The sequence below is a fragment of the Vibrio mimicus CAIM 602 genome (assembly GCF_000338875.1).
GTDB classification, from domain to species: Bacteria; Pseudomonadota; Gammaproteobacteria; order Enterobacterales; family Vibrionaceae; genus Vibrio; species Vibrio mimicus.
The window spans coordinates 107,563-132,993 of sequence record NZ_AOMO01000044.1 but is presented as its reverse complement, the minus strand read 5'-3'; the positions used below and the strand labels follow the sequence as shown (position 1 = coordinate 132,993).

At 46.4% G+C, this 25,431-nt stretch carries 26 protein-coding genes and 1 pseudogene; 14 read left to right on the top strand and 13 right to left on the bottom strand.

The window, feature by feature from the left end:
* The first annotated feature begins 30 nt into the window (after positions 1–30).
* Together torT and D908_RS05765 are read left to right on the top strand one after the other, a co-directional pair.
* Positions 31–1,023 carry a TMAO reductase system periplasmic protein TorT gene (gene torT / locus D908_RS05760; protein WP_005525752.1) on the top strand — a complete coding sequence of 331 codons (993 nt, stop codon included), beginning with the start codon at positions 31–33 and terminating at the stop codon, positions 1,021–1,023.
* A 54-nt stretch (positions 1,024–1,077) separates the two neighbouring features.
* Positions 1,078–1,533: a methylglyoxal synthase gene (locus D908_RS05765; protein ID WP_005525749.1), complete on the top strand. Its 456-nt coding sequence runs from the start codon at positions 1,078–1,080 to the stop codon at positions 1,531–1,533.
* 70 nt (positions 1,534–1,603) lie between these two features.
* On the opposite strand, the gene pncA is transcribed toward D908_RS05765, so the two are convergent.
* Together pncA and D908_RS05775 are read right to left on the bottom strand one after the other, a co-directional pair.
* Positions 1,604–2,224, bottom strand: a complete 621-nt coding sequence (gene pncA / locus D908_RS05770; protein ID WP_005525747.1) for a bifunctional nicotinamidase/pyrazinamidase — start codon at positions 2,222–2,224, stop codon at positions 1,604–1,606.
* Positions 2,225–2,321: 97 nt separating this feature from the next.
* Positions 2,322–2,861 (bottom strand): phosphatase PAP2 family protein, encoded by a 540-nt coding sequence (locus D908_RS05775; protein ID WP_005525745.1) that lies wholly within the window; start codon positions 2,859–2,861, stop codon positions 2,322–2,324.
* A 460-nt stretch (positions 2,862–3,321) separates the two neighbouring features.
* Between D908_RS05775 and D908_RS05780 the strand changes: the two genes are divergently transcribed.
* The 3 genes from D908_RS05780 (at position 3,322) to D908_RS05790 (ending at position 4,640) form a co-directional block, all read left to right on the top strand.
* Complete coding sequence (locus tag D908_RS05780) at positions 3,322–3,678, top strand: diacylglycerol kinase (protein WP_000682925.1); 357 nt, start codon at positions 3,322–3,324, stop codon at positions 3,676–3,678.
* A gap of 160 nt (positions 3,679–3,838) precedes the next feature.
* The gene (locus D908_RS05785; RefSeq protein WP_000055364.1) at positions 3,839–4,123 is read left to right on the top strand and encodes a PepSY domain-containing protein; all 285 of its coding nucleotides are present in this window, start codon (positions 3,839–3,841) and stop codon (positions 4,121–4,123) included.
* The gene (locus tag D908_RS05790) at positions 4,116–4,640 is read left to right on the top strand and encodes a cytochrome b/b6 domain-containing protein (RefSeq protein WP_005525743.1); all 525 of its coding nucleotides are present in this window, start codon (positions 4,116–4,118) and stop codon (positions 4,638–4,640) included. The genes D908_RS05785 and D908_RS05790 overlap by 8 nt, the downstream gene beginning before the upstream one ends.
* 446 nt (positions 4,641–5,086) lie before the next feature.
* On the opposite strand, the gene helD is transcribed toward D908_RS05790, so the two are convergent.
* Positions 5,087–7,150: a DNA helicase IV gene (gene helD, locus D908_RS05795; RefSeq protein WP_005525741.1), complete on the bottom strand. Its 2,064-nt coding sequence runs from the start codon at positions 7,148–7,150 to the stop codon at positions 5,087–5,089.
* A 233-nt stretch (positions 7,151–7,383) separates the two neighbouring features.
* Between helD and yccS the strand changes: the two genes are divergently transcribed.
* The 4 genes from yccS (at position 7,384) to D908_RS05810 (ending at position 11,675) form a co-directional block, all read left to right on the top strand.
* A complete protein-coding gene (gene yccS, locus D908_RS05800; RefSeq protein ID WP_005525739.1) occupies positions 7,384–9,552 on the top strand; it encodes a YccS family putative transporter in 2,169 nt (722 codons plus the stop codon).
* Between the two features lie 211 nt (positions 9,553–9,763).
* On the top strand, positions 9,764–9,988 hold the full coding sequence (locus D908_RS0119665) for a hypothetical protein (RefSeq protein WP_000102087.1): 225 nt from the start codon (positions 9,764–9,766) through the stop codon (positions 9,986–9,988).
* A gap of 56 nt (positions 9,989–10,044) precedes the next feature.
* Positions 10,045–10,335 carry a hypothetical protein gene (locus D908_RS05805; protein ID WP_005525737.1) on the top strand — a complete coding sequence of 97 codons (291 nt, stop codon included), beginning with the start codon at positions 10,045–10,047 and terminating at the stop codon, positions 10,333–10,335.
* An 86-nt stretch (positions 10,336–10,421) separates the two neighbouring features.
* Complete coding sequence (locus D908_RS05810) at positions 10,422–11,675, top strand: hydroxymethylglutaryl-CoA reductase (protein WP_005525735.1); 1,254 nt, start codon at positions 10,422–10,424, stop codon at positions 11,673–11,675.
* Between the two features lie 65 nt (positions 11,676–11,740).
* Here the strand turns inward: D908_RS05810 and modC are convergent, their stop codons facing one another.
* Genes modC through D908_RS05830 form a run of 4 tightly spaced genes read right to left on the bottom strand, consistent with a single transcriptional unit; the run spans position 11,741 to position 15,770 of the window.
* On the bottom strand, positions 11,741–12,841 hold the full coding sequence (gene modC / locus D908_RS05815) for a molybdenum ABC transporter ATP-binding protein ModC (RefSeq protein ID WP_005525733.1): 1,101 nt from the start codon (positions 12,839–12,841) through the stop codon (positions 11,741–11,743).
* A complete protein-coding gene (gene modB, locus D908_RS05820) occupies positions 12,841–13,530 on the bottom strand; it encodes a molybdate ABC transporter permease subunit (RefSeq protein ID WP_005507434.1) in 690 nt (229 codons plus the stop codon). Before modB ends, modC begins: the two co-directional genes overlap by 1 nt.
* A 6-nt stretch (positions 13,531–13,536) precedes the next feature.
* Positions 13,537–14,295 carry a molybdate ABC transporter substrate-binding protein gene (gene modA / locus D908_RS05825; RefSeq protein ID WP_005525731.1) on the bottom strand — a complete coding sequence of 253 codons (759 nt, stop codon included), beginning with the start codon at positions 14,293–14,295 and terminating at the stop codon, positions 13,537–13,539.
* An 11-nt stretch (positions 14,296–14,306) separates the two neighbouring features.
* Positions 14,307–15,770: a cobyric acid synthase gene (locus D908_RS05830; protein WP_005525729.1), complete on the bottom strand. Its 1,464-nt coding sequence runs from the start codon at positions 15,768–15,770 to the stop codon at positions 14,307–14,309.
* 178 nt (positions 15,771–15,948) lie between these two features.
* Here D908_RS05830 and D908_RS05835 point away from each other — a divergent pair, with 178 nt between their 5' ends.
* From D908_RS05835 to D908_RS05845, 3 genes are all read left to right on the top strand, one after another.
* Positions 15,949–16,347 carry a YgiW/YdeI family stress tolerance OB fold protein gene (locus D908_RS05835; protein ID WP_005525727.1) on the top strand — a complete coding sequence of 133 codons (399 nt, stop codon included), beginning with the start codon at positions 15,949–15,951 and terminating at the stop codon, positions 16,345–16,347.
* A gap of 212 nt (positions 16,348–16,559) precedes the next feature.
* Positions 16,560–17,078, top strand: coding sequence for a hypothetical protein (locus tag D908_RS05840; RefSeq protein ID WP_005525725.1), 519 nt, complete (start codon positions 16,560–16,562; stop codon positions 17,076–17,078).
* A gap of 158 nt (positions 17,079–17,236) precedes the next feature.
* On the top strand, positions 17,237–17,902 hold the full coding sequence (locus tag D908_RS05845) for a PilZ domain-containing protein (RefSeq protein ID WP_000974291.1): 666 nt from the start codon (positions 17,237–17,239) through the stop codon (positions 17,900–17,902).
* On the opposite strand, the gene luxQ is transcribed toward D908_RS05845, so the two are convergent.
* The 6 genes from luxQ to D908_RS05875 all read right to left on the bottom strand — a co-directional run bounded on the left by luxQ (position 17,894) and on the right by D908_RS05875 (position 24,233).
* On the bottom strand, positions 17,894–20,467 hold the full coding sequence (gene luxQ / locus D908_RS05850; protein ID WP_005525723.1) for a quorum-sensing autoinducer 2 sensor kinase/phosphatase LuxQ: 2,574 nt from the start codon (positions 20,465–20,467) through the stop codon (positions 17,894–17,896). The genes D908_RS05845 and luxQ overlap by 9 nt on opposite strands.
* Positions 20,468–20,486: 19 nt before the next feature.
* Entirely contained in the window at positions 20,487–21,584 is a 1,098-nt protein-coding gene (locus D908_RS05855) for an autoinducer 2-binding periplasmic protein LuxP (protein ID WP_005525720.1), read from the bottom strand.
* Positions 21,585–21,782: 198 nt separating this feature from the next.
* On the bottom strand, positions 21,783–22,943 hold the full coding sequence (locus D908_RS05860; protein WP_005525718.1) for a conjugal transfer protein TraF: 1,161 nt from the start codon (positions 22,941–22,943) through the stop codon (positions 21,783–21,785).
* Positions 22,944–23,043: 100 nt separating this feature from the next.
* The gene (locus D908_RS05865; protein ID WP_000387992.1) at positions 23,044–23,343 is read right to left on the bottom strand and encodes a GIY-YIG nuclease family protein; all 300 of its coding nucleotides are present in this window, start codon (positions 23,341–23,343) and stop codon (positions 23,044–23,046) included.
* Positions 23,343–23,993, bottom strand: coding sequence for a YceH family protein (locus tag D908_RS05870; protein ID WP_005525716.1), 651 nt, complete (start codon positions 23,991–23,993; stop codon positions 23,343–23,345). Before D908_RS05870 ends, D908_RS05865 begins: the two co-directional genes overlap by 1 nt.
* 42 nt (positions 23,994–24,035) lie before the next feature.
* Entirely contained in the window at positions 24,036–24,233 is a 198-nt protein-coding gene (locus D908_RS05875) for a hypothetical protein (protein ID WP_005525715.1), read from the bottom strand.
* Between the two features lie 188 nt (positions 24,234–24,421).
* Here D908_RS05875 and D908_RS0119660 point away from each other — a divergent pair.
* Together D908_RS0119660 and D908_RS05880 are read left to right on the top strand one after the other, a co-directional pair.
* Positions 24,422–24,736 (top strand): annotated as a pseudogene (locus D908_RS0119660) (DUF496 family protein); the annotation flags it as partial.
* Between the two features lie 418 nt (positions 24,737–25,154).
* Positions 25,155–25,406 carry a YgjV family protein gene (locus D908_RS05880; protein ID WP_005520676.1) on the top strand — a complete coding sequence of 84 codons (252 nt, stop codon included), beginning with the start codon at positions 25,155–25,157 and terminating at the stop codon, positions 25,404–25,406.
* Positions 25,407–25,431 lie beyond the last annotated feature (25 nt).

Sequence of the window (25,431 nt, the reverse complement as noted above, 5' to 3'; positions counted from 1 at the left end):
GTTTACTCTGGTTCGCCAACGAATAACCTCATGCTAAATCTGCGTTTGTACTCATTTTCTCTGATTTCTGTACTTTTACTGCTCTCTGCTTACCCCGCAGTAGCGGCGGAAAAAGTCTGTGCTCTCTATCCTCATCTCAAAGATTCTTACTGGCTGTCGGTAAATTACGGCATGGTGGAAGAAGCTCGTAAGCTCAATCTCAACTTACGAGTTATGGAAGCCGGTGGTTACCCTAACCATGCCAAACAACAGCAACAGATTGCGCTGTGTGTACGCTGGGGAGCGGATGCGATCCTACTTGGTACTGTGGCACCTGAGCTGTACCAACACGATTTAACAAAATACACGCGCTCCGTACCGGTGTTTGCCACCGTCAATCAGTTGCTATTGGATGACAAACAACAGAGCCATTTAAAAGGCGAAGTGGGGGTAGATTGGTACTGGATGGGGTTTTACGCCGGTGAATATTTAGCGCAAAAACACCCGAAAGGCAGTGGTTTAGTGAATATTGTGGTACTTCCCGGCCCCATCTCGAGCGGCGGCACTCAACCTGTGTTGCAAGGACTGAATGATGCGATACGTGAAAGCGATGTGCGCATAACGCAAACCTTGTGGGCTGATAACGATAAAGAATTACAACGCAACCTGATTCAACAAGTGTTGGAACAACCGAATGTGCGTTATCTGGTCGGCAGCGCTGTAGCGATTGAAGCGGCGATCAGTGAACTGCGTACACTCAACAAGAGTGAACAAATCGGCCTTATTGCGACCTATTTGAGTCATGGCGTTTATCGTGGATTACTGCGCGGGCGCGTTGAATTCGCCCCAACCGATAAAATGGTGGAACAAGGGCGGCTTTCGGTACGCCAAGCAGCCGCATTTTTACGCGATGAACCTTACGCCAAACAACAAGCACCGAAGATTGAAGCATTGACCCCACAACGCTTGGAGAAAAAGATCATTGCAGATTCGTTATCTCCATCCGAATACAGGCCTGTATTTCAGGTAAAAGCGGTTGAATAAACGCAGATTTTTGGTTATCAAGCATCTAGTCAAAAAACATTAGGAAATATACCAATGAAAAAAACTACCCGCACCATGGCAGCGCATAAACACGTTGCTCTTGTGGCTCACGATAACTGCAAAGGTGAACTGCTGCGTTGGGTACAGGAAAACAAGGAAAAATTACAGCGCCATTTTCTGTATGCGACGGGCACAACAGGCCACATGCTGAGCAAAGAAACTGGCCTTGCCATCAAAAGCATGATCAGTGGCCCAATGGGAGGCGATCAACAGCTTGGCGCGTTAATTTCTGAAGGGAAAATTGATGTACTGATTTTCTTTTGGGATCCACTGAATGCTGTTCCGCATGACCCTGATGTGAAAGCCCTACTACGTATCGCCAGCGTGTGGAATATTCCTGTCGCAACGAACCGTGCCAGTGCCAAATTTTTGTTTACTTCCGCACTCATGGAGCAAGAAGTAAATATTGAGATCCCTGATTACCAAGCATATCTCGCCGAACGCACTTAATAGTTTTCGCTATTGGCTATCCCTGACTAGACTCATCAATGACTAGAAATGGATAGCCATATTCCACGATTTAACGGTTAAGTAATTGTTGTGAAGTGATCAAGTGGCAACCTGCTGCCTGCATCTCCTGCCATGCTCTACCACAGTCACCGGGGTTAAGTTCTACTCCACGGCACGCATCCTGAACGACCCATGTATTAAAACAGAGTGAGCACGCATCTAACGCGGTGAATTTCACACAGTAGTCAGTTGCCAATCCAACGATGTAAAGATCCGAAATGCCATGACTGCTCAAATATTCAGCCAGGCCTGTGGCATGAAAACGTTGGTTGTCAAAAAAACCACTGTAACTATCAACATCGGGATGTGTCCCTTTAGTCACAATGTGAGTAATCCGGCTGAGATCCAACCCTGCGATAAATTCTGCACCAAGGGTATTTTGCACACAGTGATCAGGCCACATCACTTGTGGAATACCACAGAGATCAATCAGCTCACCCGGCGTTTTCCCTTGTACAGATGCAAAACTGGCGTGTTTGGCTGGATGCCAATCTTTTGTCGCAATCACATGCTCAAATAGGGGAATAAGTTGATTCACCACCGGTACAATCAAATCCCCTTCAGGAACGGGTAAAGCGCCACTGGGCGAAAAATCATTTTGGATATCAACGAGGAGAAGTGCTTTAGTCATTCATTTCGGCCTATGAATCATAAAAGAAATAATATTTGGGACATAGGATAACACTCCTTTCACTTTCAATCATTAGGCCGAATAACACCGCGTAATATCAAAAAGACAAGCTCGCATAAATACCAGTTTCATCACCATCAAAATAAGGAATAAGCACCAAATTAGTAGCGGAAATGCCCCCTACTGTAATCGCATATTGAATACCCGTGGCTAGTGCCATGCCCGCCGCCACATCTCGCCAGTAGTGTTTGTTGGCTTCGACACGCGAGTAACCCACAACTGCAGCGGCAGCGTAAGCAGGTATGCCATAGACAGAGCCATAACGAAATTGTAAGTAAGCGGCCCCCTGACTTGCCGCAGAGGTATGTCCAGAAGGGAAGCTTTGCGTACCGCCGTTAGGACGCTGCGCATCAACCGACACCTTAAGAATTTCGGTTGTCGCCGCAGTCCAAAATGCGCCTTCTGCAAGCTGCATCATGCCTTCGCCATCCATATGAATCGCCGTAATCAAACCCGCCGTGAGAGGAATTCCGTATTGAGCGATATCTCCGTAAACTTCCAATTTACTTTTTGCTGCGTACGACATAGGAGAGGTAAAACTGAATATTGATATAGTCAACAGCAGACGAAACTTCATGACAAAATCCTTTTATTTGTTGTTTAAATGATATTCTTCTCATTCAATCAATGAATATTTAAAATTAAAACCACCTAATTAATTTGCTTACTAATAAATAGTATAAAAACACTTAATTCATTATTGTCACCAAGTACTAAAACCACCACGAAAATAAGTAAACATTTGCAATTGGTTACAAACTATCAATAGCAATCATTTTATAGTAAGCAAGTTTCACGCCTAACTTTACAAATAATCACAAGGGACCTCAAAAAATCAAAAGGATTTAATAACATGATTAAAACTTAGCAAGAATGGGACAATATCAACTCTCCATGAAACACCTCAGTTGATACAAATTCTTAATTAATACTTAAGAAAAAAAGATTACATGGAAAATTTTTTTATTAGTTGGCAGAACAGTGTAAATCTTTATAATCCATATCCATTGAAAACAAACACAACACAACAGAAATCTATGAAACATTCACGCACAGGTATTGCCCGTATATTCTATGCTACTGGTTACTCCATGAAAGGTTTTGCCGCCGCATGGAAAAATGAAGCCGCATTTCGTCAAGAAGTTGCCTTAACTTTGCCACTCACTATTCTGACGTTTTTCTTACCCGTCACAAACGTGGAACAAGTATTACTCGTTGGCTGTTTAGTGCTTATTGTCATTACTGAACTGCTAAATTCAGCGGTTGAAGCGGTGGTAGATCGCATTGGTGCGGAACATCATGAATTGAGTGGACGAGCTAAAGATATCGGCTCTGCGGCTGTTTTTGTCTCCCTCTGTTTTGCAGCCTTTACTTGGGCTTGGATCCTGCTTTAAAAACTCATCCACACTATTTTAAAGGTTTGCGAAAGCAAACCTTTTTTATTGCACTAAGCTTAGTGAGTTCAATTCTGAACGCATTCTAACCACTCTCTTAAGTATTCATTAAGGTTGAATCCGTAAGATGAGATCAATGCATAACGTAAAGGAGCGCATTATGTCACTACTATCAGTTTCTCGTTTGTTTGCTATCACTTCTCTTGGCTTAGTTTCAGCAGCGGCATTTGCTGACCCAACTTGCACTAAAGAGCCAGAAAGTAGTTGGATTCCTTTTGAACAAGCACAGCAACAAGTCGAAGAGATGGGTTACAAAATTAAAGTCTTTAAAGTCACCAAAACGGGTTGTTACGAGCTTTATGGACACGATAAAGACAACAAACGCGTCGAAATTTATTTCAATCCAACCAATATGGAAAAGGTGAAAGAGGAAAAAGATGGCTAAACCACACACTTGGGATCTTTTTGTTCGAGCTACACATTGGTTGGTTGCCGCACTTTTCTTAGCGAATTTTTTTGCTCTCGAAGAAGGTAGTGAGCCACACGAATGGGTTGGTTATATTGTGATGGCGGCTGTAGGGCTACGTTTAGTATGGGGATTGTTCACTCACTCCCCAGCTCGTCTCAGTGCGTTTGTACCATCAATACCCAAAGCAATAGAGCACCTTAAAGAGGTGCTGAAAACCAAACAAGATAATCACACTGGGCATAACCCTGCTGGTGCCATTATGATCTGGGCAATGTGGGCTTTGCTACTTACCACTGGCCTCTCTGGCTGGATGAGTCAATGGGATATGTTTTGGGGGGAAGATTGGATTAAAGAAGTCCATGGTACTTTGGCTGATCTCACCATGATTGCCGTTGCTGTACATGTCTCCGCAGTGATTATCATGTCAAAACTCACGGGTCATCCCTACGTGCATGGCATGTTGATGGGACATAAACCACCTCACGATGTGTAAACCTAATCAACAACATTGATTAACGATAAGACCCAGCGCTTTGCTGGGTCTTGTTGTTTACATGGTAACTGTTTACACAGCAATTCATAACTCAGCATCTGCTGATTTCAATCACACTCGTTAATTCTGATGAACAAAGACCCTGCCGTGGCCGTCGATATCACATCGGCCACCCAATATGCACGAGCAAGAAAACGAAAACCGGCGATTTCTTGCCCTTTAACATACCATCCAACACTAAAGACTTAACTGAACAAATCTTATTTATATCCACTTATGAATTAAAGAGCTGACTGCATGAGCCATCTTACCTCTGATATCGAGATAGCTTCTTAGACTCATTGAGTTAAAAAAGAACCCCACCGTAAGGTTGGGTTCATTGGGAATATGATCTAACAAGTTGGTGATACCTTTTCGGCAGTTCTTCTCAACTCGCTTGTTGACCTTTATTTCTGCCGGATCACCGGATAGTCATCATTCAGCAGCTCTTGCACAAAACCAGATCCATTGCCGTTGTATGTAACCCACACCTTCTCCTTGGCTCGTGTCAACGCCACGTAGAATAAGCGTCGCTCTTCAGCATAAGGAAAATCGTCGTCACCTTGACTTAGCGCTCCATCCAGATGCAGAGCTTTGACTCTTGCTGGGAATTGACCTTCATCCACCGCCAGAATAATCACGTAATCGGCTTCTTTGCCTTTACTGGCATGGCAGGTCATAAAATCAATTTTGAGTGACAGATAGCGGTTCTGCCAATCTTTCAAAAACTCCGGCTTGTGATAGTGATTACGACCAAGTAGCAACACGGTTTTTAGCTTATTGGTCGCACGATTGACTTCATCCAGTATTTTTTCAACCGAATTATTTGACGCTAGCACAACCGCTTTCTGCTTCTGCGTTTTAAAGCTGTTGAGCGTTTTGGGCAGTTGATTCGGATTTTGCTGGATAAAGCGATTCGCCACTGTGCCTATTTGGTCGTTAAAACGATACGTCGTATCAAGATAATGCACGGTTGATTGTGCAAAGCGCGCGGCAAAACCCGTCGTCAAATCAACATCTGAACCTGCAAATTGGTAAATAGATTGCCAGTCATCGCCCACAGCAAACAGGTTACATTGTCCTTGATTTTGCTCACATAGCGCTTGAAGCAGGCGCAAACGCTGCGGCGAAATATCCTGATACTCATCCACCATGATAAATTTCCATGGCGAACGGAACTTGCCTTTTTCAACATACTCCATAGCTCGGGTGATCATAATGTTGAAATCAATATGATTCTGCTCTTTAAGCATTTGCTGCCACGCTTGGTAGCATGGCCAACATAGGGAAAGCTCGCTATTTAAGCGTGGAAAATCATCGTGATCGACCAAGCGCTCTTGCAGTTCTTTTTTCGTGAGGCTGAGTTGTGCGAGTTGATCGAGTTGCTTTTCAAGCCAAGCAATCAACTTAGGGTTTTCAACATGACTGCCGAGTTCATCATCACCCGCCAGATACGCAATTGGCCATTTGGCGAGATGTTTTTGCCAACGTTTAAAGTTGGTAGGCGTCATCCAATGGCGCTTTAACCAATCAATACACCATGCCTGCTTAAGCTTACTGTCATTCGCCAGAGGCGACATGATCACGGTTCGGCCTTCAACACGGTTGAGAATACGCAGCCCCAACTGGTGGAAGGTATTCACATGCAATCTTTCAGCTTCCAGACCTATCTTATTTTTCAGTCGTTCAGCCATTTCTTCCGCGGCATCCCTCGCAAATGCGACCATCAAAATTTGCTCCGGTTTGGCAAGATGGCTTTGCAGCAAGTAGGCAACGCGAGCCGTTAACACGCTCGTTTTGCCTGAGCCTGCTCCGGCTAATACTAAGTTATGATCGTCATTGAGCAGTACCGCGTATTGTTGCGATACATTCAAAGGTGAGGATTCGAGCTGAGAAAACAGCACAGTCCAGTTAGCGCGTTCTACCTCTAGCCAAGCTTGGTTGCGCTCATGCAAAGTCGCTGAAGTATCCAAAAGCCAAGGCAATAAAGAGTCAAACACGGTGGGCAGGTGTTTCTGCGCTTCATGCAAGGTCATATCCATCCGTTTTAAATCGGCATAGACCTGCGCAACCCAAGCTTCTATCGCGGAATGAGACAAGAAAGAAGGTAAACGCTTTAGGCGCGACAGCTCTTGCTGCCAACGAGGGAAATAGAGGCTAAGTTGTTCGCACTGACGGTTGTGCCATGCCTGATAATGAGCAACCAGTTGATGCCCAAACTCTCGACATTGCGGCCAAGGCAGACCTTGCACCAACCAAGTCCGTTGCACGCCCTCTTCTGGGTGAGCAAAGAATTGCAAAGAACCCCATACCAACCCTCTTCGGATCTGCACTTCACCATTCCAAACATGGAATGGGATACGCTCTTCGCTACTGAGCGAAGTGAGAACCAACCACTCTTTTTCAAGTTGGACTTGGTAATATTCATTGGCAATAAAAAACTGTGCAGTCTTATTCGCGTTCAGCTGCATTGATAAAAGCCCACTAACAAAGTTGTCGGCAATAATAACTCAATCCCTCTCGCCGATGAAAAGATAATGTCAATATTCTTAATGATTAATGAGCACTTAACTCTTTCTCACCAACCACAACCCATGACCTTGCTCCATCCAGCCGAAAGAGGAGATTTCTTTATCTTGATCAGAATCTTATTCTCTCAATCTGCTACACTCCGGACTTTCAACACTGACTTGCGTGCTGAGCTGTGCCAAAAACCAATCAACTGCGCCTGTATTGGGCAAATAAAACTGTTAACTACAGTGTCTTGATATTACTCACTCTGCTTGGTGTGGTGATCCCTGCTTGGCATTATCAACTGAACACTTGGATTACGCCCTTGATTTTGGGGGTTATTGCCGCCGCACTGGCTGATCGCGATGACCGCTTCAGTGGCCGGTTGAAATCCATCACGCTGACCTTGATCTGCTTTGCCATCGCAGCCTTTTCGATTGAAATTCTGTTTCGCACACCGTGGTTATTTGCCATCGGCCTTTTCACTTCGACGTTTGGCTTTATTATGCTCGGCGCAATGGGAGCCCGTTACGCCAGTATCGCTTTTGCATCACTCTTGATTGCCGTTTACACCATGTTGGGCGCACACCAAAGCACCAATGTCTGGTTCCAGCCATTACTGTTGCTCAGTGGCAGTGCTTGGTATTACCTGATGTCTATGCTCTGGCATGCTTTCTGGCCAATGCAACCTGTGCAACAAAATCTGGCCAACGTATTTTTGCAACTGGCGAATTACCTAGAAGCGAAATCTACCCTGTTTCATCCGGTTTCCAATATGGTCCCACAACCCTATCGGATCATTGAAGCAAACCTCAATGCCGCTACGGTCAACTCCCTCAATCAATGTAAAGCCATTTTTCTCACCCGCTCCAAACGGGGACATGTCGATAGTGCCAGCGACCGCTTTTTAAACATCTATTTTCTGGCGCAAGATATTCACGAACGGGTAAGTTCCAGCCACTACCGTTATCAAGAACTGGCCGATCATTTTGGTCGCTCAGACATTCTGTTCCGCTTTAAATACTTGCTGGAAACGCAGGCAAAAGCATGCCGAGATATTGCGCAGTCCATTCGCCTTGGTCACAGCTACCAACACGATTCCGCCTCGATTGTGGCACTTGATGAGCTGCAACTGTCGCTGAGTTATTTACGACAACAAGAGCGCCGAGACTGGAAGAGCTTACTCGGCCAGTTGGGGTATCTGTTCAATAACCTCGCCACCGTGGAGAAACAGCTCAATAACGTCAGTAACCCAGATGCAGCCAAACCCGATGAAGGTGTGTTGGATGATACCGAGGCACACACTTTAAGCAGCATGTGGCAGCGTCTACGTGCCAATCTAAGTAAAGATTCGCTGTTGTTTCGCCATGCGCTGCGTATGTCTATCGCACTTACGGCTGGTTACGGCATTATTCAAGGATTGGGTATTGAACGCGGTTACTGGATTTTGCTCACCACGCTCTTTGTTTGCCAGCCTAACTACGCTGCCACCAAGCAAAAACTCACAGCGCGGATTATTGGCACGTTAGCCGGACTTTTAATCGGAGTGCCTTTGCTCACCGTTTTCCCATCGCAAGAAAGCCAGTTAGTGTTTATTGTGCTCTCTGGGGTGATGTTCTTTGCTTTCCGCTTAAACAACTACAGTTATGCCACTGGCTTTATTACCTTGCTGGTTCTGTTTTGTTTCAACCAATTAGGTGAAGGTTATGCCGTTGTGTTACCAAGACTGGCGGATACCTTAATTGGTTGTGCATTAGCGGTTGCCGCCGTGATGTGGATTCTGCCTGACTGGCAATCCAAGCGTCTGCACAAAGTGATGGCAGAAGCTGTGGAAGCTAATAAGCAGTATCTGGCACAAATCATCGGTCAGTATCGGATTGGCAAAAAAGACAGCTTGAGTTACCGGATTGCTCGGCGTCATGCACACAATCAAGATGCAGCCCTCTCCGCGGCGGTTACCAATATGCTGGCAGAGCCGGGGCGTTATCGTTCTGCTGCAGATGAAAGCTTTCGCTTTTTAACACTTAACCATGCCCTGCTCAGTTACATCTCAGCACTCGGAGCACACCGCACTCGGCTTGATGATGAAACAGTACATCAATTGGTATTAGATTCGCATCGAGTGATCCACCAACATCTCGACCTCTTGTATCAACAATTGTTCCACCACTATGGAGAGTGTGATACCAGCAGCATTGACAGCTCCGGGCTAGAAAAACGCCTTGCTGAATGGCGTGAAGATGACGAAGGATCCGCGCGAATGGTGCTGCAACAGTTGCACTTGATTTATCGTATGTTGCCAGAGCTCCACTCTCTCGCCAGTAAATTTGCCGTACGTGTCAACACAACCACAGAAAAATAGAGCTTAAGCCAGTCCCACAATGACTGGCTTTATCTTTTGTCACTTAAAGGTGTGTTCCACATTTCCTAAATTTGAACCCACATCTCTTCTATTAAGACTTTTCTAAACTAATCACCACATCTTTTGAAAACACTGACACTTTTCGGACAAAAAACCACCAGCGCAGCGCTAGTTTTTGCTTATTACAACACGGCAACATGGAGCGTTCAGTATGAGCACCGATTGTCGAAAACGTCTGAACAACGACCTATTTTTATTACTACCGGAACACGCAATGAATCATCAACAATTTGAACGCTGGAAAGCCCAATTGAGCCAGTTAAGCCCGCAGCAACTTCGCGCCCTACAGGGAGAGATTGATCGTTCACTACACCAAGGTGAAACTTCTCTGCTGACCGACGAAGAACTGGACGCGATTGCACATCTGTTTTCTTAACTTGAGTAACCCAAGCGGTACGGCTAAACTTTAAGCACAAAGGTGAGGTAAGTACTATGCCCGTATCAGCAGTTCCCAATGGCTCTTCAATGCTCATGCAATCTTCCAAAATGATGGAAGACGCCGCGCGTGACATTCAACAAACTAGCCTCCCTGTTGAATCATCGAGCACCAAAAATGTCGATCCAAGCCTGCAACCCGCTCCTCCGGCAATCAAAAAACAGTATGCCGATCATATTGATGCCTTAAATGCTCTCAATCAGGCATCACACTACAGCCGCATCGGTACAAACATCATTCAGCGCGATCAAGACATGCTCGGCACCATGTTGGATGTGCGTGTTTAAAACAAACTGTAAGCTTTTTTATCCTCGCGTTGAAATTCACCTCTTTCGCTTTACAATGCCCAGCAAACTCAATACCAAGAACTGTTATGCCTAAGTTTGCTCTGCTGCCCCCTTATTCGCCGGATATGGCGACTCTTGATAACGATATGCTGACTGAGCAACTCGCTCCGCGCTTTCACAGGCCAAATTTACGCCTAACACCAAGCCCCGCACTCAATGAACAACAAGTGATGAAGCGCTGGCAAAAACTGGATGCACCCCAAGCTCAAGCGATACTGCTCGATGAACATACCGAACAGACCATGCTGGCTTACCAGAAAAACATCGAATATTTCATTGGCACAGTGAAGTTACCTGTCGGAATTGCCGGGCCGCTGCGCGTCAATGGGTCGCATGCCCAAGGGGATTATCTGGTTCCGCTTGCCACCACGGAAGCGGCGTTGGTTGCTTCATATCATCGCGGTAGCCAACTCATCACTGCGGCAGGTGGCGCAAGTGCACTATTGATCAATGAAGGGGTGACTCGAACGCCTGTCTTTGCCTTTCTCTCTTTAGCGCAAGCCGGAGAATTTGTCGGTTGGGTCACCAGCCAGTTTGAACAGATGAAAGAGATTGCTCAATCCACCACCGCGCACGGTAAGCTCAAAGATATTCAAGTCAATATTGAGGGCAATCACGTCTATCTGGTGTTTGAATACACCACAGGCGATGCGAGTGGGCAGAACATGGTGACCATTGCTACGCACGCGGTATTTGAGTTTATTTTGAGCCACTCTCCGGTCACACCGACTCAAGCTTTTTTGGACGGTAACCTCTCCGGTGATAAAAAGGCCAACAGCTACACGCTACGCAGTGTACGCGGCAAGAAAGTAACCGCAGAAGTTCATCTATCCACAGAGTTAGTGAAAAAATATCTGCACACCACACCCGAAAAAATGGTGCAGTTTGGTCAAATGACCACAGTGGGTGGAGCACTCAGTGGCGCAATCGGAGTCAACGCGCATTACGCGAACGCCCTAGCGGCACTCTACATTGCTTGCGGACAAGATGCCGCGTGTGTGGCGGAATCCGCGATTGGGATGACGCGTATGGAAATCCACCCGAAAGGCGGTTTGTATGCCAGCGTAACGTTACCCAATTTGATGGTGGGAACCGTCGGTGGTGGCACCAGCCTACCCAGCCAACAGGCCTGCTTATCCTTAATGGGGTTAGCGGGGCAAGGCCACGCAAGAGCCTTAGCGGAAGTGGCCGCCGCACTTTGTCTTGCTGGTGAGTTATCGATTGTCGGGGCGTTTTGTGCCGGACATTTTTCACGTGCTCACCATAAGCTCGCGCGCTGATCACTCAGCGCACAAAACCGATCTCCCAGCAAACTAATGCCAGTGTAAATAAGGCAAGACTAAGGCTAATGGGTCAGGATCACATCGCGTTGTGACACGCTGACCCCTTTAATTTGCGCGAATACTGACATGCCCACTTCTAACGCCAACTCCGCGTAAGCCCATTCAGTAACCACCGCCCACAAATAGCATTTCGGTGCTAATTCCAGTTTCAGCGAAACGCTTTTTTTGCTCGGTTGCTGGTGTTCAATCGCCACAATGCGTGCTGGCAAAATATTCCGAATAGAACTCGTGGTAGGTTTATCTAGCGCTATCGACACATCATTGGCACGCACTTGCATGCGCACACTGCTGCCGATCTCAGCATCCACTTGTTGTACCCAAAGTAGAACCTCATCCGCCAAGCGGACTTGGGTCAAACCGTATTCTTGGTGATGTTTGGCCACCATCGCGGAAAAGAGCGTGCTTTGTTCACTGAATGATTGCCAAGGTCGCATCGCTTTAGATGACCAGACTTGTTCAATAGGCCCCGAACTCAAAACTTTACCCTGATCCAACACCACCAGATGATCGGCCAAGCGCAAAATTTCCTGCATGCTGTGTGAGACATAAAGAATCGGCAGCTGAAAATGCTGCGCAAGGTTTTCCAGAAATGGCATCACCTCTTTCTTGCGTGGCATATCGAGCGAGGCCAGAGGCTCATCCATCAGCAACAAATCCGGTTTAGACAGCAGCGCACGGCCAATCGCTACACGCTGCTTTTCTCCACCGGAGAGATCGCGTGGATGGCGATCTAATAACGGCTCTAATGCCAATAAGCGAGCGACGCTGGCAAAGTAATCAGGATCGGCTTGGGTAACCCCATAATTGAGGTTACCACGCACCGTGTAGTGCGGAAAAAGCCGTGCATCTTGGAACACATAACCGATCTTGCGCCGTTCAATTGGCAGGTTAATGCACTGTGATGAACTAAACAGAGTCCGTCCGGCAAGGTGAATTTCACCGTGCTCAGGCGTGGTTAATCCACTGATCAGGTTGATTAACGAGGTTTTCCCCGCTCCAGAACGGCCAAAAATGGCGCAAATCCCTGATGCAGGCAGTCGTAAATCCACATCGAGGTGAGTTTCCCCTAATTGCTTTTGGATTTGTAAAATCACCTCGTTCATTACTGCACTCCTAGGCGATGCTTCATGCGGCGACTTAACCATTCCGAAGTAAACAGTGAACCTAATGCAATAACGATGGAGATCACACACAGCCGAGCGGCTTCCATTTCCGAACCCGGTGTTTCTAAAAAGGTGAACATGGCCAGCGGGATGGTTTGTGTTTCCCCTGGGATGTTAGAAACAAAACTGATGGTGGCGCCAAACTCGCCAAGGCTACGCGCAAAAGCCAACATCACCCCAGTCAAAATTCCCGGCAAAGTTAACGGCAATGTAATGGTGAAAAAGACTCGCAGTGGTGATGCGCCTAAAGTGCGAGCTGCTTGTTCGAGTTTTTGATCAACGCTTTCCAGACTGAGACGAATCGAGCGCACCATTAAAGGCAGCGCAATCACCATACAAGCCAACACCGCACCACGCCAACTGAAGCTGAAACTCAGCCCAAACACTTGATAAAGCCATTGGCCGATAAAACCTTGCCGACCCATGCTGATCAGCAGCAAATAGCCAATCACCACCGGCGGCAAAACCAGTGGCAAGTGTACTAAACTATCAATCAGCCCTTTGCCGACAAAAGAAGTACGCGCCAACACCCACGCCAGCACTATGCCGATCGGCAGCAGCCATAACGTGGCGTAACCCGCCACTTTCAAACTCAGCACCAGTGCTGCCCATTCGTAATCGGTCAACACAACTCATTACTCGCTGGCAGATTCAAAGCCAAAGCCTTGCAAAATTTGTTGTGCTTGAGCTGAGCGGAAATACTTCACCAACTCAGCACTTGCGGCTTTATCGTTAAGTTGTGCCAGTGGATAACGAATCGCTTGATGTGACTGCGCCGAGAAAGTCATCACGATCGTGACTTTGTCACTGAGCATCGCATCGGTTTTATAGACAATCCCAAGGGGAGATTCACCACGCTCCACCAACGCCAGAGCCAAACGCACGTTATTGGTTTGCGCAAGGCGTGATTCGAGTTGCGACCACACTCCGGCATATTGCAAAGCTTGCTTGGCATAAATACCCGCAGGTACAGCATCGACTTGTGCCACCGCCAATCGTGAGTCTGCTAATGCTGCTTGCCATGCCGATACATTTTGCACATCAAATGCTTCAATAGGCTGCGTAGAAGGACGGATCAAGACCAAACTGTTTGCCGCAAGCGTTGTGACGTTTTGTGCCTTGACCAGAGACTTCTCAACCAAGTAATTCGCCCACTCTTCATTAGCGGAAATAAACAGATCGGCTGGCGCGCCCGCCTCAATTTGGCGTGCCAGAGAAGAAGAACCACCGTACACCGTCACCAACTTAACATCATGCTGCTGTTGATAGGCTGCGACCAAGGCATTGACCGCATTGGTCATCGACGATGCCGCATAGATTTGCAGCGTCTCTTTTGCACTCACAACCTGCACGTTAAAAGCGATACACAGCAGCAACAAAATTCGTTTGAACATGTGAATTTTCCTTATAAGTCTGGCCACAAGAGTTTGAGATCTAGGTGCTGTTCAATCGCATCTGCGATGCGGTCAATCGCCCGCTCTTGTACTGCTCTGTGGTTATACTGTTCAATTTCCGCAGCGCCTGCCCATTGGCAAACACGCAGCGCGGTTTCAGGGCGGTCAAAAATACCATGTAAATAGGTACCAAAGAGTTGATTGCAGTCACTGACTAACCCATCGACACAACCATCACTGAGCAAAATCGGACTTTTTTGATCTTCAGTCCAAGTCGAACGCCCAGCATGGATCTCATAACCTTGCGCGATAACTTCTTGTCCGTCTAACGTCAATGTACCTTGCACATTGGTAAGGCGCTTTTCGGTGGTGAGCTCAGTTTCCATCGCAAATAGACCCAGCCCTTCGCTGCTTCCCGCTTCACCTTCAATACCTAATGGGTCATGTACCCATTTCCCAAGCATTTGAAAGCCGCCACAAATCCCCATCACTTTACCACCCAAGCGCATGTGACGAAGGATCTCTTTATCCCATTCTTGAGAGCGTAAATAAGCGAGATCAGCTCGCGTGGATTTAGTACCGGGGAGAATGATCAGATCCGCTCCCGAAAGTGATTCGCCCTGCCCGACATAACGAAAATCGATATTGGGATTAAGCCGCAGCGGGTCAAAATCCGTGTGATTACTGATCAGCGTAAACACAGGTACCGCAACACGCAGTTGGCGATCCGCTGAAAGTGTTTGATGTGCTGAAATCGCATCTTCCGCTTCCAGATCAAACCCGTGCAGGTAAGGCAATACGCCAATCACAGGCTTCCCCGTTTTCTGCTCTAACCAGTCTAGTCCAGATTGCAGCAGCGCAATATCACCGCGAAAACGGTTAATCACAAAGCCTTTGACTCGTGCCTGCTCTGACTCTGAAAGCAGCGCCAACGTGCCGTATAAGTGGGCAAACACGCCACCGCGATCAATATCCGCCACAATAATCACCGGAACATCAGCCTTTTCAGCAAAGCCCATATTGGCGATGTCATTGGCACGTAAGTTGATTTCGGCCGGGCTACCCGCCCCTTCAATCATTACCGCTTCGTAGTCGTTTTGCAGACGCTGGAAGGAATCCATCACGGTATCCATCGCGACTTTTTTATAGTCGTGGTATGCGTTGGCTTCCATGTTGGATAAAGCACGCCCCTGCAAAATCACTTGTGCACCCGTATCGGAATTGGGCTTCAGCAATACAGGATTCATGTGCACACTTGGTGCAATACCGCATGCCTGTGCTTGTACGGCTTGTGCGCGGCCAATCTCACCACCATCGGGGGTTACCGCGCTGTTCAACGCCATATTCTGCGGCTTAAAAGGGGCTACCTTGATGCCTCGGCGAGCCAATACACGGCACAGCCCCGCAACCAAAACACTTTTGCCAGCATCTGAGGTGGTGCCTTGCACCATTAAGGCTTTTGATGTCGGAATCATTTCAACTTAACTCTCTGAATTTGGCGACATAATAAGTGCTGAACCCTGCTCACTCAACAAAATGAACCGAATATTAATCGTCACCTCAGTATTCGTTCAAATCCGATAGCGTTTAATAGCCACATCAAGACAACAAAGAGTCTCGTGAAGAGGCAAAATGATTAAAAAAGGAAAAACTATGAAACGTACTATTATCGCTCTGACTTCTGCTCTGATTCTGGCTCCTGCAGTAACCCTAGCTGCTGACAATTCTCAGCACATCAAATTTGTTGACGATAACCAAGCACAAACGGGTGTGCAATTCCAAGGCCCTGTAGATGTGGTGAAAGTGCAGTCTCTGCTTGATTCATCAAACCCTTTTATGGAGAAAAAAGTGGTAGTGGAAGGCAACTTGGTTCGTCAACTGCGTAAGGACACTTATATGTTTTCTGATGGTAGCAACGAAATTCAGGTCGAACTGGATGATGACATTCGCCTGAACGCAACCCTGACTCCAGAAACCAAAGTGCGCCTATTCGGTGAATTTGAAAACGGCCGCACACCAGAGATTGAAGTGGATCATATTGAACTGCTGTAATATCTCCGCCTAATTATTCACACAGCGATGCCTTCTGGCATCGCTGCTACTTTTCGCTTCAACCCCTTTCTTTTCTTCTTTCATTCCCTCTCCGATCAATTTTTCTGATGCAGAATCATTCAACAAATGACGATTTGGCATAAATGGCCTGTAATTTGCTTTCTATTACGGTATCTTTGCCACTTATTTGATTGCTTGCGGACAACGTCATTATGCTTAATAAAACGCACCTATCCCTGCTGCTTGGCCTGACACTCTCTACACCAGCTTTGGCTAACAACTTTAATTACAACTTTCTTGAGTTCAGAACCGCAATGAGCCCGGAATCAGGCGGCGTTGAGTTCAGCACCTACTTTACCGATAACTCACACTTTATCGCGCGCATCGACTCTCAATTAGACAGCGACTGGGATATTGCAGGCGGCATCGGCTTTAATGGCCCTGTAAGCCAGTTTGCTGATGTGTATGGACAGATGTTGGTACACAGCATTCGCATGCCAAAAGAAAATGGCGGTGAAAGAGATACAGAACTCGAATTCAACATTGGTGGCCGCGTTTGGTTGACTAACCAAGTGGAAGGCCACGCACGGATTGGCCGTTTGGGTGATCACTCTGTCTTTATCGCGGGTGTACGTTTTCATTCCACGGAGCAGCTTTCATTGACAGCAGAAACACGTAATGCCGGCGTTTGGGGACCACAAATTGGAATGGGTGTGCGTTTCCAGTTTTAACGACTATTCTCACTCAGAGACGCCAAGTTGAGTCGACACTCGCTTGGCGTAGTATCAATACGTCAACTTAATGCAAGAATGGCGAGATGAGTGTGGCAAAAAAACCGTTTTAAGGTGTATAACTTTGCCAATTATTAACGAGGTGTTACTTATTTGGCATGGCTATCGGTTCAACTGATCTAAACAAACTGGCCTTACTTTTAAAACCCGGCATGAAAATGTCGGCTGAAATTCAATTTGGCCCAGAAGATTCCTACGCTTTCCACACAACGCTCATCGGCCACAAGATAGAACAACACATCATTTTGGATCTACCGCTCAAAGCACATGAGGCTTTAGTGATGCGCAAGGTCAATAATGTGCAGATCGTGCTAAGAGGCATGTGTGATACAGAGTTGGGTCATATTCTGGCGTTTAAAACGTCGATTTTACAAGCCAGCACCAAGCCTTTTTGTATGCTGTTTTTGCGCCCTCCCAAGCACTTTGCAACCAAAGCCATTCGCAGCCATGAGCGCTACAAAATAGCTATCCCAGCCGAACTCAACGAAGACAACAAAAGCTACTCAGGGACTTTAGTGGACTTTTCCGTGTCAGGCTGTGGAGTGTTTATCAAAGGCGAGAATGAGTTAAATAAGGGATCAAAAGTGCGCATTAACAGCGAACTCGATCCCTTCTTACCGAAACTGATTAAAAGCCAGATCGTCAATATTCGCCGTCAAGCTAACGGCCATTTGATCGGAATTCAGTTTGAACAACCCATCGCTCTCACCGAACCATTGAAAAAACAAGTGCTAGAACAAGCTTTTCTTGCTGGCTCAATTTGAGCGATCATTGTTATTGAGATACTGGTTTTTATAGTGCTCTAATGCTTTATGCAGTGTCTGCTCTTTGAGTGGTTTAACGAGTACGTACTCTGCACCTGCATGGAAGAAGGCTTGGCGTGTTTCTTCCAGACCATCTGCCGTACAGGCATACACCACAACAGGCAAATGCAGAACCTGTTTGATGGTTTTCGTCGTTTCTACGCCATCAAGATAAGGTAACTGGTTATCCATCAACACCAAGTCATAAGTGTGGAGCTTGAGCTCCTCAATCGCCTGTAACCCATCGGTGACCCAGCTAACATCAAGACCATATTTACGACAAAACGCTTGAGCAATGAACGCATTAGTATGGTTATCCTCAACAAGCAGCACACGTAGCGGTTTTTCAAATAATCGATACGGCTCTTGCGGTGGAGCAAGCTGTTGAGGCGTCGCGGTCATTTCCACCAACTCTATCGGCAGCTGAATCTCAAAGCGTGTGCCGTGACCATATTCTGAACTCACATGCAATTGCCCACTGAGCATCTCAACTAAGCTATGAACTATGGTCAACCCCAAACCACTGCCGCCGTATTCACGAGTTGTCGTCGATTCCGCCTGCATAAATGGCTCAAAAATTACGGTCAGATCTTCTTCCCGAATCCCAATCCCGGTATCCATCACCTGAATCACCAACTGCGCTAAAGGATCACCTTCAATCAATTCCAGAGCGACTCGAATGGAACCTTGGTGAGTAAATTTGATCGCGTTATTGAGCAAATTAAACAGAATCTGATTAATACGGATCTGATCACTGCGTACCAAGGTCGCACTCGTGATGTTTGATTCCACCACCAGCTCTATCCCTTTGTCGTTACACAATGGACGATAGATTCGATCAATCGCGCAGACTAATTCCTTAAGACGGAATTCACTCTTTTGAATGCGGAATTTACCTTGTTCCAGACGAGAGAAATCCAGAATATCATTCAGCACCGCCAGCAGATGCTCCCCACTGCTACACAGTACCGCCACATGCTCACGCTGCTCATCCGTGAGTGGAGTACGTTTAAGCAATTGAGAAACGCCTAACACACCATTGAGCGGCGTACGCAGCTCGTGGCTCATCTTGGCCAAAAATTCCGCCCTCACGCGCGCAGACTCTTCGGCTTCACGTCTGGCTACTTGGCTCTGCTTTTCTGCCTCAGCAATTGATGTGACATCCTGACCTTGGGTAATAATCGAGATAATCTGCCCTTCCACCATGATTGGTGAAAGGTTCCAGCGATACACTCGCCCATCCACTTCTGTCGTCACTTCACTAGGGTTTTTACCTTGTGCCGCATAGGTGATCATCGGCAATAATTGACGTTCAAGAATCTCAAATAAGAAATGATTCTGCGCATCTTCACGCAAGAACTGAATTTGTGCCGAAGGGTTCATACGGATCAGTCGACCAGCCGTATTCCATAACATGGTGGGTGACAAAGCAAAGTTGAAGAGATCTTCAAACTGCTTCTCTTTGTTGGCCAAACGGCGGAATGACTGCTCGAGAGTTCGCCCAAAATAGTCAAATTCATAGATTTTCGACCCCGCGAACTGACTTTTCGTATCTAACTCCATCAGCTTGTGGGTGTAACTCATTAAGGTTTCGATTTCAGACTGAATACGTTTTTGCAACCACCAGCGTGATGCAATTGATACTGCAATCATGCTTACGAGCGCAAAGGCCATCCAGAAATAAAAATTATCACGTAAGGTCAGAACATTTTTGTTGGGCTGAATCGAGTAAACACAAAGGTAGGTTGGCACACCTTCCACATCTAAAAAGGTCTGCCCCACAATAAAGCTGTCGTTCATTGCGTCGTTGGCACTGTTCATCACGTAATCCAACGTGTAAGGCTCGTTACCTTTCAGTGTAGAAACCAGCAGATTAGAATCCACCGCCAACACGAGGTTTTCAGAGTTACTGCCACTGCGTATGGTTTCGACTAAAGCAAAGTTGTCGTTAAGTACGATGCCAACATAGAGGTAGCCCATCACTTGGCCAGTGCCGGATTCAATCAGTGACGAGCGACGTACTAAAAGGTGGATCGATTTACCATCACTGGGGGTTTGCACCAGATGCCAGTTGCCACTGATCGCCACTTTGCGAATCAACTTATTCTGTTCAGACACTGAGATCCCATAAAAAGAGGCGTTGCCGTCATCCCATAGGATTTTATCGTTACTCGAAATGAAACGCAGATCGGGCGCATTAGCGAGCTCAAGCTCATCAACACTGGAAAAGAACTCATCCAACCGACCAGACTGTCTACTGGCCAATGCACTAATTAAACTGACATTTTTTGCCGTACTGTCTTGGTGAATTTTGAGTGCCGCTAGACGAAAATCGAACAAGCTTTGTATCAGGCTTGAGGTTTGAACCGAGGTTCGTTGCCCTTCTTGTGCCATCAAGCGGCTACTGATCTGATAGCTTTGGAATAAAACACTCAGGATCAACACACCCAAGGTCGCGACCACCGCATGAGTAATAAATGAAGCGATACGCTGTTTATGCTTGATCTGGCTAGGTCGAATGTTCAAACACTTAGTCCTCTTTCCCTTAACGATCCGAATAACGGAAAGCGCGGGCTTTCAGTGCTTCAACATATTTTGATGAATCTTGTTGGGTCACGATTTCAAAATCACCAGAATAGACGAGTGGTACGACTTTCTCTTCCAAATCCCACTTAATGGCTTCCGCCATTGCCACGCCTGTATCATCATTCATTCGCATGATAGTGAGATTCAGTTCGCCTTTGGCCAAAGCATCCAATTCAGCTGAACCGCCACCCCAGCCATTCAGTAAAATGTCTTGTCGGCCAAGTTCTTTTAATGCTTGAGCGGCTCCCAAAGCAATATCCGTTGCACAGGCATAAATGAAACCAATCTCTGGATTATTTTTGACTATGTTCAATGTCGCCTCGTAACCACTTTGTTCGGTCGCTTTAGTGTAATACGAAGAAGCCAATTGAAAACGGTGTTCTTCATTCATCTGCTGAATGAAAGTATCGCCCCGTGCTTCACTGATGTAACCTTCAGAAAAATAGAGAACGGAGTATGGTTTTTGTTTAGGGGCAATTTTTTGGTACTGCTGCGCGAGCTGCAAAGCCCCTAGCTCGTGATCAAAGCCGATGTACATCATAGGTTGACGGCCTTGCCAATCTTTTACGGGGGTCGTGATGTTTTGCAAAATCAGCTTGGTTTCAGAAGAGTGCAACACATGCTCAATAAACTTACGGTGACGCGTGGTATCTAAAGTGAAAATCAGATAATCGCTCTTGTTTTTGAGTGCTTCCATCAAGGAGACACTTTGCTGGCGAGTATCGAGATTAGGACGAGTAAAAACTTGATTAATTTGATAACGGATACCGAGTTCATCCATCCGTTTCTCGAAAGCCTTGATATTACGAACCCAATAATCGGAGATCTGTTGTCCGGGATACACGACCGAAATCACGACGGGTTGCCGCTGTTTAACACTGAGTGGTATAGGCTTATCGCGTACTGTTTTTGCTAGCTGATCGGTCAGATTCTGCTGCTCGGGGAATTCCATCAGGAACTCATCATAATGCCAATACCCTTTCAAAGAATCAGCATCGGTTGCTGAAGTGAAGAGCATTGCAGTCAGAAGCAGCGACAGCAGTATATTTCTTTTCATAGTTTCCTCACGAGGATCAACCAAGGATTTACGGTACCAGTCTCGGTTAGCACCATAAAGTAGAAGATGAACTCTTTTTGCCCTGAGAGGGAAATCGTTGTCACTGATTATTAAGCATGATTAGGTTAATTCATAGTGCAGGTGTGGGAAAAAAGGTTTCTCACACCTGCGACTGCCTACTTATTCAGCAAAATATGCTTAGAAGGTAAACGCAAGGTTAGCAGCAACACCAAACTGACTGTCGCCAGCATAAGATCCTGCGATATCGAGACTGACAAAATCCCCTGGACTGATGCCCAGACCTAAAGAAACCGAATCATCTAAAGAACTTTGCAAATCAACCTCATAACCCGCTCTTAGCTGCGCCCAATTCCAAGCATTACCTTCAACCCCGAAACGGAGGAACTGTATATCGTCTTTATCCCCGTTGAAACGGCGCTGCTTGGTTAAATCGAGATCGACAGCTGCGACAAAATAATCAGTAACATAGCTTCCGGACACCGTAAGTTGAGTATCCAGCTTGTAGGTATTGTTTTTATTGAAGGTTTCAATGTCTTTTGCAAACAGATCCTTAGCAACCACACCAACACGATACTGATCCAACAACCACACCGCCCCCATATCAAGATTAAAGGCATTATCTTTCACTTCACTCTTATCGTAGTTATCCAACTCGAATGATTTGATTGAAATGTTGTCTTGATACGTCCTCAACTGCTGTATTTTAGGAGTCACACCCAAAGCCACGGTTTGCCCAGCAAGCATCACTTGCTTCGCAACTGCAAGACCTACTTCGGTATAGCTAAAGGCGATCAAATCTACATCTGAATTTTGATAACGATTTTGTACATCGATAGCGGTGTCACCCGTCTTGGCCGCAACGTTGGATTTAGCGATCACTTCAGCATAACCTCGGGTAAAAAAGTTAACTGATACGGTATTAAACGGTAAAGCCACAGCTAAACCAAGCCCCGCCGTAACTGCCAATGGTTTGTCATCCGATAATTGATCCAGATAACCGTTCAGCTGGTTGATGTTGTCTTGCGTTGCTGCCCCTGCGCCTAAACGCTCAAACTGCTCAATAGAATCTTGCAGATCATCGATCGTCGTTAGTGACTCATCCGTGTCTTCTGCTCTCAGACCTATGCTGGGGAGCAAGACACCAAAGGAATCCTTTTGACGATAAACCGCGGTGAGCGCTGGATTGTAATAAGGAGCGAGGAGATAGTCTGCTGTCGAGACGCCTGTATTGCCCATCCCTGCACCACGGGCATCAACAACGATATTTGCCGCCAATACAGAGGAAGAGAAGGCCATAGTGATGGCCACTGCTAAAGTACTTTTTGTTTGTATATTCATTCCGTTACCAACCTATGTTTGGTTATCCCATAATCAAGGTTAATACAAGAATGACATTTTCCCAGTGAGAAAGGTGATCAAAATCACCAATCTGGAACGATCAACTGAAAATAACCTCACTGTGTTCAATATGAGCGCCGCCTGCGACTAGCGCTTCTTTTTGGGCTTTAGAGAGCGCTTTAATGCGACACTCCAATTTCAGTGCCGCACTTTTGTCGTCTGAGACTGGATGTGACCAAGCCAACTCTAATGGGCCTTTGCCACGCAGTGCTTTAGCGCCACTGCCCTTTTGGTGCTGAGCAAAGCGGCGCTGGACGTCCGTGGTAATGCCACAATAAAGGGCATTACGCGCCGTTCGGACTAAGTAAACAGACCAAAGCGGAGAGGCTGGCGCTTCCATTAACCTAAATGCTGCTCAATCAAAGCCCGCAACTCTGCCACTTCTTCACGCAACGCAGCGACTTCTTGTTCCAACTCCGCCAGTTGTGACGATGTCGCCCCCTCGTTTTCAGCACCTGCAGCAAAAGCGGTCATATCCACTTCACCGCAAAACAGATGATGGTAACGAGACTCTCGCTTACCCGGCTCACGTGGCAGCTTAACGACTAAAGCACCTGACTCACGGTTAGCTAAACGGTCAAGCACCGCTTCAGTTTCTTTAACGTCACTGAAATTACACAAACGGTTGGTACGTGTACGCAGTTCACCCGGGGTTTGCGCACCACGCAATAGTAAACAGCAAATCAGCCCTAACTCCTGTTCATTCAGCTTCAGATCACCAAATTCTGTGTTGCAGAAACGGTGCTGATATTTGCTGGTACGGCTGTTAAAGCTGCTTTCATCACTCACGAGGCGGCGAGCAATGAGCGCTTCCACCGTATCTTGTACTTCCGCTTCACTCAGGTTGAGTACAGGTTCACGATTGCTCTTTTGGTTACAGGCAGTCGTCAAGCTGTTGAGTGTCAGTGGGTAGTGATCGGGCGTGGTGACTTCTTTTTCAATCAAACAGCCAATTACGCGGGCTTCGAGTGGGGAGAGTTGAATATTCATCGTGCTGTCCTTCTGCTAGCGGGCGAACCCGAAGTCGGTATTTTAGTGTTCGGTTAACAGAGGTAACCGAATCATCTTGCCATTCTCATCAATCATAACGATTTTGGCGCGGTTTAATTCAATTTCGGTCAATTCGAGTTGCTGACGCGCGTTGACATAAGCCTCTCGCAGCCTAGTGGCAGCTTCGTCAGGCTCAATTTGCGTCAGTGTTGGGGGAACCAAAATTTCAGAATTACGCATGGTTACTCATCATGTCTTCATGAATGGCGCCCATGATATAGCGCATTTTTTCCTATGTACAATCGGCTGCCTAACTGAGTGGTGATAAATTGGTCAAGTTAAGCCGCATATTGATCTTAAGTCTGTTATGAAGTGAGTTGTTGTGTTTTAATCTTCGCAGTTGCATTAAAAGGTAGGAAAAGGAACCTATGAACAGCGTATTTGAAATTGTGAGCTTGGCTCGCCGCAAAAATAAACTTCAACGCGAACTCGATGATAACGAGAAAAAAGTTCGTGATAACCGTAAGCGTGTTGAACTGCTTGTGAATCTGTTGGACTACATCAAACCAAACATGAGCCACGAAGAGATTCTGGGCATCATCAAAAACATGAAGTCTGACTATGAAGATCGTGTGGATGACCACATCATCAAAAGCGCTGAAATTTCTAAAGAGCGCCGTGACCTCAGCCGCCGTATCAAAGACCTGACTGAACACGATAAGCAAATGACTCAAGCAAAAAAGCCTAATTCATTCAGACCCACCGAAAGGTGGGTTTTCTTTTTCTCTCTTTTCTTCCTCTGCGAATCTCCCCCCCATCGGCGTTAACTTATCTATCAATGATTCAGTGCAGAAAACTGAACGTGATCGACATTAAACGTTTGCGTAATCGCTAACCTTCACCGAACAAAATTACGAGCCTTTCATCACATATTTTCCGTTGCTATAGTGTTGGCAGTGAATCAACTGGATGTACCGACAAGCGCAAGTTTGACTAAAATAGCGATATAGCGGCATCTTTTCTTGGTGGTTTGGCAATACTCAACCCATGGTCAAATCAACCGAGAGAACCATTCGAGGCATGGAGCTTCCTCACTACTCTCAAGATGAGAAGATTGGTACGACACTGACACTGTCCACACTATTACCGAGGGTCAAATTAATGGATATGAGTATGGTTGAAATTTTAGGTTACGCGGCATCGATCATGGTGGCGGTATCTCTGACAATGAAAGACATCGTGAAACTGCGCGTTCTAAACTTTATTGGCTGTGCGCTGTTCACTGCCTACGGCTTAATGATTGATGCCTGGCCAGTAGTAATGACCAACGGTTTTATCGCCTGCGTGAACGTCTACTTCTTGGTGAAAATGCAGCAGGAAAAAAAGCCTGACGCGTCTTCGAACGCGGCTTAATCCCCCAGATGAAAAAATAATGCCC

What these genes read in the sequence shown, in the direction of transcription:
- torT (WP_005525752.1), top strand. Translation starts at nt 31, where the DNA reads ATGCTAAATCTGCGTTTGTACTCATTTTCTCTGATTTCTGTACTTTTA.
- D908_RS05765 (WP_005525749.1), top strand. Translation starts at nt 1,078, where the DNA reads ATGAAAAAAACTACCCGCACCATGGCAGCGCATAAACACGTTGCTCTT.
- pncA (WP_005525747.1), bottom strand. Translation starts at nt 2,224, where the DNA reads ATGACTAAAGCACTTCTCCTCGTTGATATCCAAAATGATTTTTCGCCC.
- D908_RS05775 (WP_005525745.1), bottom strand. Translation starts at nt 2,861, where the DNA reads ATGAAGTTTCGTCTGCTGTTGACTATATCAATATTCAGTTTTACCTCT.
- D908_RS05780 (WP_000682925.1), top strand. Translation starts at nt 3,322, where the DNA reads ATGAAACATTCACGCACAGGTATTGCCCGTATATTCTATGCTACTGGT.
- D908_RS05785 (WP_000055364.1), top strand. Translation starts at nt 3,839, where the DNA reads ATGTCACTACTATCAGTTTCTCGTTTGTTTGCTATCACTTCTCTTGGC.
- D908_RS05790 (WP_005525743.1), top strand. Translation starts at nt 4,116, where the DNA reads ATGGCTAAACCACACACTTGGGATCTTTTTGTTCGAGCTACACATTGG.
- helD (WP_005525741.1), bottom strand. Translation starts at nt 7,150, where the DNA reads ATGCAGCTGAACGCGAATAAGACTGCACAGTTTTTTATTGCCAATGAA.
- D908_RS0119665 (WP_000102087.1), top strand. Translation starts at nt 9,764, where the DNA reads ATGAGCACCGATTGTCGAAAACGTCTGAACAACGACCTATTTTTATTA.
- D908_RS05805 (WP_005525737.1), top strand. Translation starts at nt 10,045, where the DNA reads ATGCCCGTATCAGCAGTTCCCAATGGCTCTTCAATGCTCATGCAATCT.
- D908_RS05810 (WP_005525735.1), top strand. Translation starts at nt 10,422, where the DNA reads ATGCCTAAGTTTGCTCTGCTGCCCCCTTATTCGCCGGATATGGCGACT.
- modC (WP_005525733.1), bottom strand. Translation starts at nt 12,841, where the DNA reads ATGAACGAGGTGATTTTACAAATCCAAAAGCAATTAGGGGAAACTCAC.
- modA (WP_005525731.1), bottom strand. Translation starts at nt 14,295, where the DNA reads ATGTTCAAACGAATTTTGTTGCTGCTGTGTATCGCTTTTAACGTGCAG.
- D908_RS05830 (WP_005525729.1), bottom strand. Translation starts at nt 15,770, where the DNA reads ATGATTCCGACATCAAAAGCCTTAATGGTGCAAGGCACCACCTCAGAT.
- D908_RS05835 (WP_005525727.1), top strand. Translation starts at nt 15,949, where the DNA reads ATGAAACGTACTATTATCGCTCTGACTTCTGCTCTGATTCTGGCTCCT.
- D908_RS05840 (WP_005525725.1), top strand. Translation starts at nt 16,560, where the DNA reads ATGCTTAATAAAACGCACCTATCCCTGCTGCTTGGCCTGACACTCTCT.
- D908_RS05845 (WP_000974291.1), top strand. Translation starts at nt 17,237, where the DNA reads ATGGCTATCGGTTCAACTGATCTAAACAAACTGGCCTTACTTTTAAAA.
- D908_RS05855 (WP_005525720.1), bottom strand. Translation starts at nt 21,584, where the DNA reads ATGAAAAGAAATATACTGCTGTCGCTGCTTCTGACTGCAATGCTCTTC.
- D908_RS05860 (WP_005525718.1), bottom strand. Translation starts at nt 22,943, where the DNA reads ATGAATATACAAACAAAAAGTACTTTAGCAGTGGCCATCACTATGGCC.
- D908_RS05865 (WP_000387992.1), bottom strand. Translation starts at nt 23,343, where the DNA reads ATGGAAGCGCCAGCCTCTCCGCTTTGGTCTGTTTACTTAGTCCGAACG.
- D908_RS05870 (WP_005525716.1), bottom strand. Translation starts at nt 23,993, where the DNA reads ATGAATATTCAACTCTCCCCACTCGAAGCCCGCGTAATTGGCTGTTTG.
- D908_RS05875 (WP_005525715.1), bottom strand. Translation starts at nt 24,233, where the DNA reads ATGCGTAATTCTGAAATTTTGGTTCCCCCAACACTGACGCAAATTGAG.
- D908_RS05880 (WP_005520676.1), top strand. Translation starts at nt 25,155, where the DNA reads ATGGATATGAGTATGGTTGAAATTTTAGGTTACGCGGCATCGATCATG.